The organism is Actinoallomurus iriomotensis (assembly GCF_030269445.1).
Taxonomy (GTDB): Bacteria; Actinomycetota; Actinomycetes; order Streptosporangiales; family Streptosporangiaceae; genus Actinoallomurus; species Actinoallomurus iriomotensis.
On record NZ_BSTJ01000005.1, the window covers coordinates 547,261 to 562,502 of the forward strand.

General features: G+C 71.2%; 13 protein-coding genes and 1 tRNA gene. 7 read left to right on the top strand and 7 right to left on the bottom strand.

Annotation, left to right across the window (positions count from 1 at the left end; genetic code table 11):
• Positions 1–213 precede the first annotated feature (213 nt).
• A complete protein-coding gene (locus QSK37_RS23415) occupies positions 214–852 on the top strand; it encodes a hypothetical protein (RefSeq protein WP_285624825.1) in 639 nt (212 codons plus the stop codon).
• 146 nt (positions 853–998) lie between these two features.
• Here QSK37_RS23415 and QSK37_RS23420 read toward each other — a convergent pair.
• From QSK37_RS23420 to QSK37_RS23435, 4 genes are all read right to left on the bottom strand, one after another.
• Positions 999–1,094: transfer RNA gene (locus QSK37_RS23420), tRNA-Sec, on the bottom strand.
• Positions 1,095–1,108: 14 nt separating this feature from the next.
• Entirely contained in the window at positions 1,109–1,801 is a 693-nt protein-coding gene (locus QSK37_RS23425; protein WP_285624827.1) for a YidC/Oxa1 family membrane protein insertase, read from the bottom strand.
• 199 nt (positions 1,802–2,000) lie between these two features.
• Positions 2,001–2,294 (bottom strand): DUF6412 domain-containing protein, encoded by a 294-nt coding sequence (locus QSK37_RS23430; protein WP_285624829.1) that lies wholly within the window; start codon positions 2,292–2,294, stop codon positions 2,001–2,003.
• A gap of 365 nt (positions 2,295–2,659) precedes the next feature.
• Positions 2,660–4,450 (bottom strand): AMP-dependent synthetase/ligase, encoded by a 1,791-nt coding sequence (locus tag QSK37_RS23435; protein WP_285624832.1) that lies wholly within the window; start codon positions 4,448–4,450, stop codon positions 2,660–2,662.
• 117 nt (positions 4,451–4,567) lie between these two features.
• Here QSK37_RS23435 and selD point away from each other — a divergent pair, with 117 nt between their 5' ends.
• The 3 genes from selD (at position 4,568) to QSK37_RS23450 (ending at position 8,045) form a co-directional block, all read left to right on the top strand.
• Positions 4,568–5,554, top strand: a complete 987-nt coding sequence (gene selD / locus QSK37_RS23440; RefSeq protein ID WP_285624835.1) for a selenide, water dikinase SelD — start codon at positions 4,568–4,570, stop codon at positions 5,552–5,554.
• Positions 5,555–5,616: 62 nt separating this feature from the next.
• Entirely contained in the window at positions 5,617–7,104 is a 1,488-nt protein-coding gene (locus tag QSK37_RS23445) for a peptide MFS transporter (RefSeq protein WP_285624837.1), read from the top strand.
• Between the two features lie 182 nt (positions 7,105–7,286).
• Entirely contained in the window at positions 7,287–8,045 is a 759-nt protein-coding gene (locus QSK37_RS23450) for an LppU/SCO3897 family protein (RefSeq protein WP_285624840.1), read from the top strand.
• Here the strand turns inward: QSK37_RS23450 and nrfD are convergent.
• Genes nrfD through fdh form a run of 3 tightly spaced genes read right to left on the bottom strand, consistent with a single transcriptional unit; the run spans position 8,032 to position 13,023 of the window.
• Positions 8,032–8,970 (bottom strand): NrfD/PsrC family molybdoenzyme membrane anchor subunit, encoded by a 939-nt coding sequence (nrfD, locus tag QSK37_RS23455; RefSeq protein ID WP_285624843.1) that lies wholly within the window; start codon positions 8,968–8,970, stop codon positions 8,032–8,034. The genes QSK37_RS23450 and nrfD overlap by 14 nt on opposite strands.
• Positions 8,970–9,809, bottom strand: a complete 840-nt coding sequence (locus tag QSK37_RS23460) for a 4Fe-4S dicluster domain-containing protein (RefSeq protein ID WP_285583385.1) — start codon at positions 9,807–9,809, stop codon at positions 8,970–8,972. The genes nrfD and QSK37_RS23460 overlap by 1 nt, the downstream gene beginning before the upstream one ends.
• A 1-nt stretch (position 9,810) precedes the next feature.
• Positions 9,811–13,023, bottom strand: coding sequence for a formate dehydrogenase (fdh, locus tag QSK37_RS23465; RefSeq protein WP_285624846.1), 3,213 nt, complete (start codon positions 13,021–13,023; stop codon positions 9,811–9,813).
• A gap of 115 nt (positions 13,024–13,138) precedes the next feature.
• Between fdh and QSK37_RS23470 the strand changes: the two genes are divergently transcribed.
• The 3 genes from QSK37_RS23470 (at position 13,139) to fdhD (ending at position 15,218) form a co-directional block, all read left to right on the top strand.
• Positions 13,139–14,134, top strand: a complete 996-nt coding sequence (locus QSK37_RS23470) for an SRA domain-containing endonuclease (RefSeq protein ID WP_490246502.1) — start codon at positions 13,139–13,141, stop codon at positions 14,132–14,134.
• Positions 14,110–14,334 (top strand): hypothetical protein, encoded by a 225-nt coding sequence (locus tag QSK37_RS23475; RefSeq protein ID WP_285624851.1) that lies wholly within the window; start codon positions 14,110–14,112, stop codon positions 14,332–14,334. Before QSK37_RS23470 ends, QSK37_RS23475 begins: the two co-directional genes overlap by 25 nt.
• 68 nt (positions 14,335–14,402) lie before the next feature.
• Complete coding sequence (gene fdhD, locus QSK37_RS23480) at positions 14,403–15,218, top strand: formate dehydrogenase accessory sulfurtransferase FdhD (protein ID WP_285624852.1); 816 nt, start codon at positions 14,403–14,405, stop codon at positions 15,216–15,218.
• The last annotated feature ends 24 nt before the right edge of the window (positions 15,219–15,242 follow it).

A 15,242-nucleotide genomic window follows, 5' to 3' on the forward strand; every position in this document is an offset into this window, starting at 1 on the left:
GCTTACGACCTATTTTGCGGTTCGCCGGAACTTCGGACCCTCACCGAGGCAGGACCGAGGTCGCTGTGGTGACCGGGTCAGCCGCGAGTCGACCGGTGTGGTGAGCGCTGGCATGCTGAGCCGATGGGAATATTCAACCGAGGAAATCCCGATTCAAGGCATTACACCGCGCCAGGATGCTCGGCGCACGGGCCTTGCCAGGCGCTGGGGGCGATGCGTCCGGAGGTGCGGGACGCGCAGTTGTCCCTGATCATCAGTCGTCAGCAGGACGGCGGGCTCGGGTCCGACCCGGTCGCCTATGACATCGGCGAGGGGCTGTCCGCCGTCCTCGTCGTCAAAGCCGAGTCACGTCGGCGCGGCGGCTCGCACGAGGCGATGACGGTGGCCCAGCATGCCGCGGCCCAGTGGGGCGCCGACCCCGGTGCGCTCTGGCAGCGCGCACTGGCGAACATGCGTCAGGACAAGCTCAACATCCGGGCGTTCGACACCAACGTCGGCGTCAAAATGCACGTCGTGAACGGCACCGGCTGGCCCGCTGTCGGCCAAGCGCTGCGCGTCGAGGAGGTGCTGGGCACCTCGCTGCCGAACGGCGCGATCGTCACCCTGCCCACCAACAACTCCTTCATCGCCCTGCCGATCCAGTCGCGCCAGGCGCTGAACATGATCCCGTTCCTCGTGCAGACGAGCCGGCAACTGATGAAGGGCGATCCGGCGCCGATGAGCGACGGCGTGTTCTGGTACTCCCGCGGCCGCTTGGAGTCGATGGGCGTCACCCTGAAGAGCGACCAGGACTTCGGTATGAGGTTCTCCGGCACGTTCAAGCAGATGCTGGACTCCCTCCCGCAGAGCTGACGGACGCCCGAGACGGAAACGGGCCGCCGGCAGCGCTGGCGAGCAGCTCACGGCGCGCGTCGTCGACGTGCCGAACCGCTCGGCGACCTTGCCGGGCCTTGTCCGCGCCGCGGCATCTCCCCTGGTCAGTGCGGCACTAGAGAAGGTGGCGGAGGCGTACGGGAATCGAACCCGCCCACGACGCCGAGCGCCGTGCAGTGGTTTTGAAGACCATGGGGGCCACCAGGCACCCTCCCGCCTCCGCCCGTGAGCCTACTCAGGTACCCGCGGGTGTGCGCCAGAGGATGGCGCGTTCGGCCGCGGTCCAGAGGGTCGTGGTGAGGACGTACAGGCCGGCGGCCAGGGGAACGTACGCGGCGACCAGCAGGGTGCCGTACGGAAGGACGCGCGTCACCCGGCCGAGGGGGCCCGGCGGTGTCGGCGCCTGCCGGGACGTCCACCAGGCCACGACGGCGAGCAGCGCGAACAGGCCCAGGAAGACCAGGCCGTGCGGGCCGAAGGCTCCGGCGGACAGGAGCCAGCGCGCGCCCAGGGGCGTGCCGAGCAGCGTGTGGGCCAGCAGCAGGTTCGCGTGCCCGCCCACGGCCGGGGACAGGAAGATGCGGTAGACGACGGCGAAGACCGGCATCTGCAGCAACGACGGGCCGATCCCGGCCCACATCGAGGTGCCTTCGGCGCGGTAGAGGGCGCCGATCTCCTGATGCGCGCGGACCGGGTCGGCGCGGTGACGTTCGCGAAGCTTCTTGACCTGCGGTTCCAGGCGCAGGCGCGCCTGGTTGGCCCGGGCCTGCCGGACGCTCAGCGGCAGGAGCGCCAGGCGGACGCATGCGGTGAACGCGATGACGGCGACGGCGGCGCTGAGGCCGCCCGTGAGCGGTTCCAGCAGGGACATGAGGCCGGTGACGAGGTGGTACGCGACGCCGACGGCGGCGTCGAACAGTGCGAACATGCGGTGAGGAGACCCTTCGGCTCGAACTCCTGAGAGGACAGGCGGGAGGGCCGCACCCGCGCGGCGGCCACGGGGCCCGGCGGACGGTGGAGGCCAGGGGCCCCACCCGCTCGGCAGGGCGTCTCCCCGCGGAGCGGAACGAACCGGTCAGGCGACGACACGGCGAGCCCGCCGCGCGGCGGGCTCGGGAGAACCGGCGCTAACGATGTGCGGCCCGGGTACGGGCCGACGGCGCTCGGGGACGGGGGCGACCCGCGGCGTTGGGGTCGCACAGCCGGACGATGGCGGTACGGCGGGCACGCGAGCGCATCGCCGGCGACGGCCCGGCCCCCTCCGCGGCGAACCGCACTGCGGGACGGCGCGCGGCGAGCAGCACCAGCCCGGCAACGGCGAGAGCCGCCGCGGCGAGCAGAACCCCGGACGGCGTGAGCGCGTCGGCGACGTCCCAGCCCGCGACCAGCACGGTGACGGCGACGGCCAAGATCCGGGTCATGCCCTACAGACGCTCACCGCCTCACACCGGTTCCCCGGAACCTCCGGAATCTCCGGTGAGCAATCCACCGAACGGCACCTTGGCCGGGCCCGACAGAATTCCGGCGACAGGCCAACGACCGAAGGACACGAAAGGAACGGCGGGCCGCCGTCGGCGGGACGGCGAGAACCAGCCGGCGCGGGAGACCCGGCATGTCCTCGAAGCCGGATGACGGACCCCGCGCCATCCGGCGTCCGGGTTCCCAGGGGACGCCGGGTCCTTTGCGTCGGTTCGTGTCAGTCGTCCTGCTGGTGGGGCGGGCGTCCGTCGACGCTGAGCGTCATCGGTTCCCTGCGCCGCCCGGCGAGCGACCCATCGGCAGGCGGTCAGGCGTCGTACAGGGTCGCGAACGTGTCGGCGTACTTGGCGTGGATCACCCGGCGCTTCAGCTTCAGCGTCGGTGTCAGCTCCTCGCTCTCCGCCGTCCACTCGTCCGGCAGCAGGCGCCAGCGTTTGACCTGTTGTACGCGGGCCAGTCGGCCGTTGGCCGCCTCGACCGCGTGGGCGATCTCCTCCAGGACCAGCGGATGGGACGCCAGGGCCGCCAGGTCTCCCTCGACGCCGCGCGCCGCGGCCCACGCCGGTGCGACCTCGCCGTCCAGGGTCAGCACCGCCACCACGTAGCGCCGCCCGTCACCGTATGCCAGGGCCTGGCCGACCAGGGGGTGTTCCTTCAGCAGGTTCTCGATGAGCGACGGGGCGATGTTCTCCCCGCCCGCCGTGATGATGATCTCCTTCTTGCGGTCGACGACCTTCAGGAAGCCGTCGTCGTCGAGTTCGCCGAGGTCGCCGGTGTGCACCCAGCCGTCGGCGTCCAGCAGGTCGTCCGAGGGCCGGTTGAGGTAGCCGGGCGTGCAGATGGTGCCGCGGATGAGGATCTCGCCGTCGTCGGCGATCCGGATCTCGATGCCCGGCATCGCCCGCCCCACCGTCCCGAGCTTGAAGGAGTCCGGCCGGTTCGCGGTGGCCGCGCCGGTCGTCTCCGTCATCCCGTACACGTCGAGGATGCGCAGGCCCAGGCCGGCGAAGAAGCGCGCCACGTCGATCGGCAGCGGCGCGGCGGCGCTCAGCGTCTGCCGTACGCGGTCCAGGCCGATCAGGGCGCGCATCGGCGCGAGCACGGTCTCGTCGGCCCGCTGGAACGCCTCCAACACGGCCGGGGTCGTCTCCCGCCCGTACTCGCACGACTCGACGTACGCCCGTCCGGCGTCCATCGCGGCGGTGACGGCGGCGCGCCGGGAGTCGTCCTGCTCCGCGGCGAGGACGGCCTGGATGGCGGCCATCATCTTCTCCCACACGCGGGGCACGCCGAAGAAGCCGTGCGGGCGCGCCCGGGCCAGCGTGGCCGCGAGCCCGCCCGGGTCGGGGCAGAAGTAGACGTGCGTGCCGCGGACGACCGGCAGGTAGATGCTGATCACCCGGTCGGCGATGTGGGCGAACGGCAGGTAGGAGACGCCGACGCTGCCCGCCGGGAGCTCGGACGTCATGTCCGACACGCGGCACTCGTACAGCGCCATGCGGTGCGTGACGATGACGCCCTTGGGGCGGCCGGTCGTCCCCGAGGTGTAGAGCACGGTCAGCGTGGAGTCCGGCGTGAGGTCGCGCCAACGTTCGGCGCCGGGCTCCCCCATGCGCAGGAACTTCTCCCACGACATGTACGGATCGCCGGACGGGCAGTCCTCCAGCACGATCACCGCCCGCAGGTCCGGCAGCCGGGACAGGACCGGCGCCCAGCGCTCGACCTGGGACGGGCCGTCCAGGACGGCGTACCGGGCGTCACAGTCGCCGACGACGTACGCGATCTGCTCGGGTGCCAGCGTCGCGTACAGGGTGGTCGGGACGCCTCCCGCGTGCACGACGCCGAGGTCGGCCAGGACGTGCTCGGTGCGGTTGGGCATCATCAGCGCGACCGTGTCGCCCGGCTCCAGGCCGAGCGCGGTGAACGCCGCGGCGATCCGCAGCACCCGATCCCGGGCCTCGGACCAGGTCAGAGTCTCCTCACCCTGGGTGAAGGCGGGGGCGTCCGGGTGCCGCGTCGCCGTCTCCAGCAGCGCGTCGGCGATCGTGGCACCCGCGATCACCTTCTCGACCTCGGCCCGCTCCTCCAGCACGCCCATTACGCCTCCGGTGTCAGTGCTCGCTTACAGGGCAGCATCGCACCATGGAGAACTCCGCTCGGACAAGGGTTACGGCAGGATGAGTTCCGTCGCGGAACACCGACGCGGAGGGGCCTCATGAAGTATCGGCTCACGCAGTACGCCCACGGCGGCGGCTGCGCCTGCAAGATCCCGCCGGGCGAGCTCGAGTCGGTCGTGGCCGGGCTCATCGAGGCCCCTCGCCCGGACGACCTGGTCATCGGCCTCGACGACGGCGACGACGCGGCCGTCGTGCGGATCGAGGAGGACAACGCCGTGGTCGCCACGGCCGACTTCTTCACGCCCGTCGTCGACGACCCGTACGACTGGGGGCGGATCGCCGCGGCCAACGCCCTCTCGGACGTGTACGCCGTCGGCGGCCGTCCACTGGTCGGCGTGAACCTCCTGGGCTGGCCGCGCGACACGCTGCCGATGGAACTCGCACGCGAGGTCCTGCGCGGCGGGCTCGACGTGGCGCGCGAGGCGCGCTGCCACGTCGCGGGCGGGCACAGCGTGGACGACCCGGAGCCGAAGTACGGCATGGCCGTGACCGGCCTCGCCGACCCGGCGCGGCTGCTCCGCCTGGACGCCGGACGCCCGGGCATGCCGCTCTGCCTGACCAAGCCGCTGGGCATCGGCGTGCTGAACACGCGGCACAAGACGACCGGCGAGGTCTTCCCCCAGGCCGTCGCGGCGATGACGACCCTCAACGCGGGCGCCTCACGGGTCGCGCTGGACCGCGGTCACGCCTGCGCCACCGACGTCACCGGCTTCGGCCTGCTCGGCCACCTGTACAAGATGGCGCGGGCGAGCGGGGTCACCGCGGTGATCGACTCGTCCGCCGTCGACTACCTCGACGGCGCGCGCGAGGCGGTACGGGACGGTTTCGTCTCCGGTGGCACGCGACGCAACCTCTCCTGGGTGAGCCCGCACACCGACTTCGGCGGCGTCGCGGAGGAGGACCGGCTGCTGCTGGCCGACGCGCAGACCTCCGGAGGTCTCCTCGTCGCGGGGGAGATCCCGGGCGCCCCGGTCGTCGGCGAGCTCATCGGGCGCGAAAGCCACACCCTGATCGTTCGCGAGTAGATCGCCGAGGGTACGAAGCAGGCACACTCTCATGGCCGCTGCGGAGATTCGGGGGAGACCGCATGGCCGCATCGGCGACCGACGCATGCCGCGAACGCCGCTTCCTGGGGCATCCGCGGGGGCTCGCCACCCTGTTCCTGACCGAGATGTGGGAGCGCTTCAGCTTCTACGGCATGCGCAGCATCCTCGTGCTGTTCCTCGCGGCCCCCGCGGCCGAGCACGGCCTCGGCCTCGCGGACGGCACGGCCAAGGCGCTGGCCGGCGTGTACTCGGCCATGGTCTACCTGGTCACGCTGCCCGGCGGCTGGATCGCCGACCGGATGCTCGGGCCGCGCCCGTCCGTCCTGTACGGCGGCGTGATCATCATGCTGGGGCACATCGCCATGGCGATGCCCGGCGGCGCCGGGTTCGTCTACCTCGGGCTCACCCTGATCATCGCCGGCACCGGGCTGCTCAAGCCGAACATCGCCACGCTCGTCGGCCACCTGTACGGCGAGGACGAGGACGCCCGCCGGGACGCCGGGTTCTCCATCTTCTACATGGGCATCAACCTCGGCGCGTTCCTCGCACCGCTGGTCGTGGGCACGCTCGGGCAGAAGGTGTCCTGGCACCTCGGTTTCGGCGTCGCCGCGGTCGGCATGGCGCTGGGCCTGGCCCAGTACGTCCTCGGCCGCCGGCACCTGCCCGGCGGGCGGCCGTCCCGCCGGCTCGACGACCGGGAGCGCCGCCACCTGCACACGGCCGTCCTCGCCGGCTCCGCCGCCGTCGCCGCGATCGTCCTCCTCGGCGCGGCCACCGGCACGCTCACGCTCGACAACATCACCTGGGCGGTCGCCGTCGTCCCGCTCGGCGTCGCCGTGGCCTACTTCGCGTTCATGTTCTTCGGCAGCCACGAGATCACCTCGGAGGAGCGCGCCCGGCTGCGCGCCTACGTCTGGCTCTTCGCCGCGGCGTCGGTGTTCTGGATGGTCTACGACCAGGCCGCCACGGAACTCACGACGTTCGCGCAGCACAAGACCGACCTCTCCGTGGCCGGCTGGGACGTGCCGTCGAGCTGGCTGCAGGCGATCAACCCCATCATGGTGATCGTGCTCGCCCCGGCGTTCGCCGCCCTGTGGGTACGGACGGGCGACCGGCTGAGCACTCCCCTGAAGTTCACCGCCGCGATGGTGCTCGTCGGCCTGTCCTTCGTGGTCATGATGTTCGCCGCGGCCAAGGCCTCTCACGGCGTCCGGGTCTCCGCGCTGTGGCTCGTCGTCACGTACCTCATCCAGACCACCGGTGAGCTGTGCCTGAGCCCGGTCGGGCTGTCGGTGACGACCAAGCTCGCGCCGCGGGCGTTCGCCAGCCAGATGATCGGCCTGTGGTACCTCGCCATCGCCGTGGGCGACGCCGTCGGCGGCCAGATGACCCGGCTGGCCGGCACCGTCCTGTCCGAACCGGCCTACTTTCTTACCCTGGCGCTTCTCGCGCTCGTGACCGGCGCCGCCCTCGCGGCCGGAATCCGGCCGTTGCGCGCCCTGATGGCCGAGCACCCCGCGAGCGACTGACCCGCACCGACACGCCCGCACCCCCTCTGTCCCAGTGATGACCGAATTCGGTCATCAGAGCGTTTCGCCGGGATCCAAACGGTAAACACCACCGTCGAAGGTAAAAGAGCAATTTGCGCAGTGGGGCGAGTCCTAGTTGGGTAAGAGGACACGTTTTACGGGGAAAGAAGGGGCGGCCGTTCGTGCATGAGCAACCCGAGGGCTACGGCCAGCAGCCACAGGGACAGGGGCCTGGCGGCTATCCTTCGCAGCCTCCGCCCTACCCGGGCGGACAACCGGGACAGCAGCCTCCGTACGGGCAGCAACCGCCGTACGGCCAGCAGCCCTCGTACGGCCAGCAGCCTCCTTACGGCGCGCAGCAGCCTCCCGGCGGTCCTCCGCCCTGGGGCCAGCCCGGCGCCGGCGGGTTCGGGCCGCAGGACCCGATGGGTCCCGGCGGCTGGGGACCGCTTCCGCCGCCCGGACCGCCCGGCAAGAGCAACTCCGGGCCGATCGTCGTCGTCGCGATCGTGGCGGCGCTGGTGCTGCTGGGCGGCGGCGGCGCGATCATCTGGGCGCTGAGCAGCGACGACGGCAAGAAGCCCGTCAACCCGGTGGCGGCCAGCACGCAGCCGACCGCGGCTCCGAGCTACACACCGCCGAACGACGTGCCGAGCACCCTCCCGACACCGTCCGACTCCGCCACGCCGTCGGGCTCGCCCACGGTGGACGAGTCGATGTTCGTCCAGGCCGGTGACTGCGTACGGATCGCGGGCAAGGCACCGGACCTGAAGATGTTCAAGACCGACTGCGACTCGGCACCGTACAAGGTGCTCAAGCGGTTCTCCGGCACGTCGGACAAGAACAAGTGCAGGAGCGTCTCGGGTTACACGACGGCGTTCTGGGCCAAGAGCAAGAAGTACACCTTCCTCAGCTACGTGCTCTGCCTCAAGCGCCAGTAGCCCGGCGGGCCCGCTGGGGCACGACGGTGTACTTGGGGTCCTCGGCCGAGGCGAGCCCGGCGTAGAAGACGCCGAACCGCGTGCACAGCGCGCCTCCGGTGAGGGCGAGCCCGGACACCACCGCGGCGGTACGGCTGCGGCCGGCGACGAGCGTGCCGGCCGCGCCCGCCGCCGTGAGCCCGCGGCCGAGACGCAGCAGCGTGCCCGCGCGCCCCGTCCGGTACGGCTCGGAGATGAGTTCGGCCTGCTCACGCATTCCCGCGCCCTTCTCCAGGGTGCCGGCCGCGGCGAGCTCCAGGCCCGCGCCCAGCAGGGCCATCCGTCGCGCCGGCCCGGCCTGCCCGCGCGGGACGGCGGCCATCCCGACGGCGCCCGCGCTCGCGAGCGCGCTGCCCGCGAACAGCAGCGGGAGGTGACGGTACCCCTCGTGCCAGGCCGGAACGGCCGTGTCGGCCATCAGCACACCGGTGTAGGTGGCCAGTACGGGGCCGGTCAGCGCGGCGCCCGCGCCGGCGGCCCGGCCGAGCCACGGCGCGATCCCGGTCACCCCGGAGGCGGCCGACAGGCCGGTGAGACCTCCGTGCGTGGCCAGCACCCACGATCCGACGCTCATCGGCGAGGTCGGCTTGAACACCCGCAGCATGTTCAGGAACCGCTCCGGTCGTCCCAGCTCGGCGATGAGCAGCGCCGAGCCCGCGGCCGCGGCCGTCGCGGCGGTGACCCGGCCGGTGAGCGAGAGCCGCCCGCGCCCGGTCGCGTCGGCCATCGCCGCCATCGCCGCCGCGGCTCCCGACAGCCCGCCGAAGTAGAGGTAGCCGGGCAGGTGGGGCGCCTGCCAGCGCGGCCGTTTCAGCACCGGCCGCCCGTAGTAGGACCCGAACTCCGCGCGCGGCACCATCGACCGCTCGCCCCCGCGTTTCGGCATCAGCGCCTCCCGAGAAAGGACACGGCGACGCAGCCGGCCAGGGCCGCCGCGGCGCCCCCGGCCCACTTCCACATCGCGGGCAGGTCGCGCGTGGTCACCACCGGGTCCGGCGGCAGGCCGTAGGTCTCCGGCTCGTCCAGCAGCAGGAAGAACGCGCCGTCGCCGCCGACGCCGTCGTTCTCGTCCTCGCCGTAGAGGCGCGCCTCCGCGACGCCCTCCGCGTGCAGCTCGTCGAGGCGGGCACGGGCGCGTTCGCGCAGCTCGTCCAGTGGCCCGTACTGGATCGAGTCGGTCGGGCAGGCCTTGGCGCACGCGGGCTCCATGCCGTCGCCGATCCGGTCGTAGCACATCGTGCACTTCCAGGCGCGGCCGTCGCCCTCACGCCGGTCGATCACGCCGTACGGGCAGGCCGACACGCAGTAGGCGCAGCCGTTGCAGACGTCCTGCTGCACGACGACGGTGGCGAACTCGGTGCGGAACAGCGCGCCGGTCGGGCACACGTCGAGGCACGCGGCGTGCGTGCAGTGCTTGCACACGTCCGAGGCCATGAGCCAGCGGGTGCCGCCGTCGCCGTCGCCGACCTCGCGGGGCCGGGACTGCTCGATGAACGCCACGTGCCGCCACGTGCTCGCGCCGAGCTGGCCGGTGTTGTCATACGACATGCCGGTCAGCGCGAACCCATCGTCGGGGATGGCGTTCCACTCCTTGCACGCCACCTCGCACGCCTTGCACCCGATGCACACCGACGTGTCGGTGAAGAACCCGGCGCGCGCCGGCGGGTCGGCGTACCCCGCGTCCTCGGCGACGTCGTGCAGCGGCCCGTACAGGCTGTCGCTCATCTCAGTCCTCCGGGATTCCCGCCTGGCGGCGGTAGCGGCGTACGAGGGCACCGAGCGCGGCGCCCTGGGGACGGCGGCCGGGGCGGATGTCGCAGGTCGCGGCCTTGCTCTCCTGAATGTGGGTGTTCGCGTCGAGCACGATGGGCAGCAGGTCGTTGGCCGAGTCGCCCCGCACGACGCCGGAGGTACCCCAGTGGTAGGGCAGCCCGACCTGGTGGACGGTGCGGCCCTGGATCCGCAGCGGCGACATCCGCTCGGTGACCAGCACCCGCGCCTCGATCGCGGTCCGCGCGGTGACGATCGTGGCCCAGCCGCCGTTGGTGAGCCCGCGCTCGGCCGCCAGGGCCGGGGACACCTCGCAGAACATCTCCGGCTGCAGCTCGGACAGGTACGGCAGGAAGCGGCTCATGCCGCCCGCCGTGTGGTGCTCGGTGAGCCGGTACGTCGTGAAGGCGTACGGGTACACCGTGCTGCCGGCGGGGTGGTAGCGGTTGCCGCGCCGCGGATACAGCTGCCGGGCCGGGTTGTCCTGCTGGGCGTAGAGCGGGTTCGCGACCGGCGACTCCTGCGGCTCGTAGTGGGCCGGCAGCGGCCCGTCGACGAGTCCCTTGGGCACGAACAGCCACGCCTTGCCGTCGGTCTGCATGATGAACGGGTCGGTCCCGGCGATGGCGTCCTGCGCCGTCGCCCCCTCCGGAGGCTCGTACGACGGCGGCTTGGTCTTCTCGAAGTCCGGCACGTCGTGGCCGGTCCACTGCTCGCCGTCCCACCAGACGTAGGCCTTGCGCTCGCTCCACGGGCGGCCCTCGGGGTCGGCGGAGGCGCGGTTGTACAGGATGCGGCGGTTCGCCGGCCAGGCCCAGCCCCACTCGGGCGCCACCCACGACTGCTCCGGGCCCGGCCTGCGGCGCGCGGTCTGGTTGACGCCGCCGGTGTAGCAGCCGGAGTAGATCCAGCAGCCGGAGGAGGTCGAGCCGTCGTCCTTCAGCGCGGTGAAGCCGGAGAGCGGCCTGCCGTCGCCGTCGTATCCGTTGATCTCGGCCAGCACGGCCTCGGCGGACGGGTCGTCGTGCGGCCCCTCGACCGGATAGTCCCAGGTCAGCTCCTGGATCGGCCGGTCGTTCCGATCCGTTGAACCGGCCAGCCGCTCACGTACGCGCAGGCCCAGGTGGTAGATGAACCACAGGTCGCTGCGCGCGTCGCCCGGCGGGTCCAGCGCCTTGTGGTGCCACTGGAGCAGACGCTGGGTGTTGGTGAACGTGCCGTCCTTCTCGGTGTGCGCCGCGGCGGGCAGGAAGAACACCTCGGTGGCGATCTGCTCCGGGCTGGTCTCGCCGGCGGCGATCTCCGGGGAGTTCCTCCAGAACTCCGCGCTCTCGATGAGGTTCAGGTCGCGCACCACGAGCCACTCGGTCGCGGCGAGGCCCTGCCTCTGGAGCCGCCCGCCCGCCGACCCGACGGCCGGGTTCTCCCCCATGAGGAAGTAGCCCTTGACCTTGCCGGCGATCTGGTCCAGCACCGTGTGGTAGGTGCCGTGGTCGCCGGTCAGGCGCGGCAGGTAGTCGAAGCAGAAGTCGTTGTCCGCGGTGGCGGCGTCGCCCCACCAGGCCTTGAGCAGGCTGACCATGTAGGCACGCTTGTTGCCCCAGAAGCCGGTGTCTCCGGCCGCGCGTTCGAGGTAGGTGTCGAGGTCTTCGTGCTCGTGGGCGTACGGCATCGGCAGGTAGCCCGGCAGCAGGTTGAACAGTGTCGGGATGTCGGTGGAGCCCTGGATGCTCGCGTGCCCGCGCAGCGCGAGGATGCCGCCGCCCGGCCGGCCGATGTTGCCCAGCAGCAGCTGCAGGATCGCGGCCGTGCGGATGTACTGGGCGCCGACCGTGTGCTGGGTCCAGCCGACGCTGTAGACGAACGCGGTCGTCCGGTCGCGGCCGGAGTTCGCCACGATGGCGTCGGCGAGCTCGGCGAACCGCTCCGGGCCGATGCCGCACATCTCCTCGACCAGCTCGGGTGTGTACCGCGCGAAGTGCCGCTTGAGGATCTGGTAGACGCAGCGCGGGTGCTCCAGCGTCTCGTCGCGGCGCGGGGCGTGCCCGGTCTGCGACGGCGTCGCCTCGAACGTCGCGCCCGGCCCGTGTTCGTGGGACCGGTCGTCGTCGGTCTTCGCCTCGTCCCGCGCACCGGCCGCGGCCTGAGCGTCGCCGTTCTGGTACGCCCAGCTCGTCGGGTCGTACTCCCGTTTTTCGGCGTCGTAGCCGGAGAACAGGCCGTCGAGGTCCTCGGTGTCGCGGAAGTCCTCGCCCACGATCGACGCTGCGTTGGTGTAGTTGAGGACGTACTCCCGGAAGTCGTGGCCGCCGCTCAGCACATGGTTGACCAGCGCGCCGAGCAGCACGATGTCACTGCCGGCCCGGATGGGCAGGTGGCGGTGCGCCACCGCGCTGGTGCGGGTGAACCGCGGATCGACGTGGAAGACCTTCGCGCCGCGCGCCTTGGCCTCCATCACCCACTGGAACCCGACCGGGTGGCACTCGGCCATGTTCGAGCCCTGGATGACGATGCAGTCGGCGTTCGCCAGGTCCTGCTGGAACGTCGTGGCGCCGCCGCGCCCGAAACTGGTCCCCAGACCGGGGACGGTGGCGGAGTGTCAAATACGGGCCTGGTTCTCGATCTGGATCGCGCCGAGCGCGCTCCAGAGCTTCTTGATGAGGTAGTTCTCCTCGTTGTCGAGCGTGGCGCCGCCGAGGCTGGCGATGCCCATCGTGCGGCGGACGGGCTTGCCCTCGTAGGTGTCCTCCCAGCCGCTCCGCCGCGCGTCGACCACCCGGTCGGCGATCATGTCCATCGCCTCGTCGAGGTCGAGCGACTCCCAGTCGGTGCCGTGGGGACGCCGGTAGAGGACCTTCGTCTGCCGGCCCGGGGAGGTGACGAGCTGCTTGCTGGCCGACCCCTTGGGGCAGAGCCGCCCGCGCGAGATCGGGGAGTTCGGGTCACCCTCGATCTGGATGACCTTCTCGTCCTTGACGTAGACCTTCTGCCCGCATCCGACCGCGCAGTAGGGACACACGGATTCGACGACCCGGTCGGCCTGGCCCGTCCGCGCCCGAAGCGCGTCGGTGTCCTTCGACCGCGCGGCCTTGCCACGCCCCAGCCGGTCGGAACCGGTGAGCTGGCGGAGTACCGGCCAATACTCGATGCCCACCCGCTTATTGAACATCCTTTATTGGGGATCTTGCCACCCACCCGGCCCAGAGCAGCCTTCCGCATCACAGACAGGCCGACTCTCTGCTATTTTTACCCTAGAAATTTGACCTAAAGTTCGGAGCTACGCGATGGCAGGGCGATGGCGGCTCAAGCCGGGGGACGCGGTTCTCCGCCGAGATCTACACAGGGAGTACGGCGGGCGGCTTCAGGGCGGCATCGGCCCCTCAAGCATGACCTCGAATGTCTTGCTGTTCACCAACCCGGCTGTGGCACGCCAGCATGGATTCCCGGAGGGGTGGGGCCAGGACGGTTGCTATCACTACACGGGAGAGGGCCAACGCGGGGACCAGCGGATGGCTCAGGGCAACCTCGCCGTGTTGAACCACCGCGTCAACGGCCGCGCCCTTCGCCTGTTCCGGTCGGCATCAGGCGGCGTCGTCGAGTATTTGGGAGAGTTCGAGGTCGACGCAGAACACCCGTACTACCTGATTGACGCTCCTGAGATCGACGGCGGAACGATCCGCAACGTGTTCGTCTTCCGACTCAGGCCTGTCGGTGAGGTCAAGCAGGACGGAGCCCGTAGCCCACGAACCCCGCAGCCTCGGCCCACGATCACGCAGTTGCCCGTGGAGGCGGAGGGTATCGAACGCACCTTTACCGAGCCGTCACGTGAGCCACAGACGGCCCAGCAGCGCGAAACCGCCTTGATTCGCGCCTACTCCGATTACGCCATCGCCCAACTCGGACACGAGATGGTGAAGCAACGGATCGTCCCGGCCTGGGAGGCGACGCCCCTCTGCATCGACCTGTATGACCGCACAGTCCAGGAGCTGATCGAGGCGAAGGGCACCGCCACCCGGGAAGGGATACACAGTGCCATCGGGCAGTTGTTGGACTACGCCCGATACGTCGATGCCAAGCGGATGACGATCCTGGTGCCATCCCGGCCTCGCACGGACCTCGCCAAGCTATGCGAGTCCCTGCGCATCGATCTGATATGGCCCAACGGATCATCCTGGGAGCGCCTGTCCGAAGAGAGCTCGCGCGACGAAGGCAGTTCGACGAGCCAGCGAAGCCCGACACCAGAGGAGGTCGGCGAATGGGCTGGCCCATCCCTGCCCTAGGTCGCGGCCTGGTCACCGTGGCCGCCCTTGTGGTTCCTATCGTCATCACCCTCGCACTGCTCCCGGCCCTTATAGCGTGGCCGTTCCTGTCACGGCCGCGGCAGCAACGCCTGCATCGGCTGCTCGAAATGGTGCTCACGCGGACCACCACGATCATCACCGACTCGCGGCAACGCGGCGCGGTGGACCGGCGCCAATGAAACAGATTCGGCGGCGCCCCGCGTACGGAGAGGCGTTCCCTGCCTTGCCACGGGGTAGCGTCGGGCGCATGGGCCGAGTGACGGTGCGGCGGCGGATCGCGCACATCGACGAGCGGGGCGCGCGCGGGCGGCCCGACACGCTGGTGGTCGAGGAGCCGTTGGAGATCCGGCTGGCCGGGCGCCCGCTGTCGGTGACGATGCGCACCCCCGGTGACGACTTCGACCTGGTCGCCGGGTTCCTGCACGGCGAGGGCGTGGTGCGGTCCGCCGACGACATCCGGGCGATGCGCTACTGCGCCGACACCGACACGATGAACGTCATCGACGTCACGCTCGCCGAGGGCGTCGAGCCGCCGGAGGTCTCGGTCGACCGGTCGTTCCTCATGACCAGCGCGTGCGGGGTGTGCGGCAAGACGAGCATCGACTCGATCCGGCAGCGGTCGCGGTACGACGTGAGCGCGGACCCGGCGCGGCTGGCCCCGGAGACGCTGGCGCGGCTGCCCGAAACGCTCCGCGACGCACAGCGGGTCTTCGACCGCACCGGCGGGCTGCACGCGGCCGGGCTGTTCGACGCCGAGGGCTCGCTGCTGGCGATGCGTGAGGACGTCGGGCGGCACAACGCCGTCGACAAGGTGGTCGGGTGGGCGCTGAAGGACAAGCGGGTGCCGCTGACCGGGCACGTCCTGCTCGTCAGCGGGCGCGCCTCGTTCGAGCTGACGCAGAAGGCGCTGCTCGCGGGCGTACCGGCGCTGGCCGCCGTGTCGGCGCCCTCCTCGCTCGCGGCCGACCTCGCCGAAGAGGCCGGGATGACCCTCGTCGGCTTCCTACGCGGCGCGTCGATGAACGTCTACGCCGGCGCGGACCGGATCGAACCTGGCCCTTGACCCGATGGGGCCGGACCGGCATAT

Coding starts and splice junctions, on each gene's coding strand:
- QSK37_RS23415 (WP_285624825.1), top strand. CDS start 214: ATGCGTCCGGAGGTGCGGGACGCGCAGTTGTCCCTGATCATCAGTCGT.
- QSK37_RS23470 (WP_490246502.1), top strand. CDS start 13,139: ATGGCAGGGCGATGGCGGCTCAAGCCGGGGGACGCGGTTCTCCGCCGA.
- QSK37_RS23430 (WP_285624829.1), bottom strand. CDS start 2,294: ATGACCCGGATCTTGGCCGTCGCCGTCACCGTGCTGGTCGCGGGCTGG.
- QSK37_RS23435 (WP_285624832.1), bottom strand. CDS start 4,450: ATGGGCGTGCTGGAGGAGCGGGCCGAGGTCGAGAAGGTGATCGCGGGT.
- fdhD (WP_285624852.1), top strand. CDS start 14,403: ATGGGCCGAGTGACGGTGCGGCGGCGGATCGCGCACATCGACGAGCGG.
- QSK37_RS23475 (WP_285624851.1), top strand. CDS start 14,110: ATGGGCTGGCCCATCCCTGCCCTAGGTCGCGGCCTGGTCACCGTGGCC.
- selD (WP_285624835.1), top strand. CDS start 4,568: ATGAAGTATCGGCTCACGCAGTACGCCCACGGCGGCGGCTGCGCCTGC.
- QSK37_RS23445 (WP_285624837.1), top strand. CDS start 5,617: ATGGCCGCATCGGCGACCGACGCATGCCGCGAACGCCGCTTCCTGGGG.
- nrfD (WP_285624843.1), bottom strand. CDS start 8,970: ATGCCGAAACGCGGGGGCGAGCGGTCGATGGTGCCGCGCGCGGAGTTC.
- QSK37_RS23425 (WP_285624827.1), bottom strand. CDS start 1,801: ATGTTCGCACTGTTCGACGCCGCCGTCGGCGTCGCGTACCACCTCGTC.
- QSK37_RS23460 (WP_285583385.1), bottom strand. CDS start 9,809: ATGAGCGACAGCCTGTACGGGCCGCTGCACGACGTCGCCGAGGACGCG.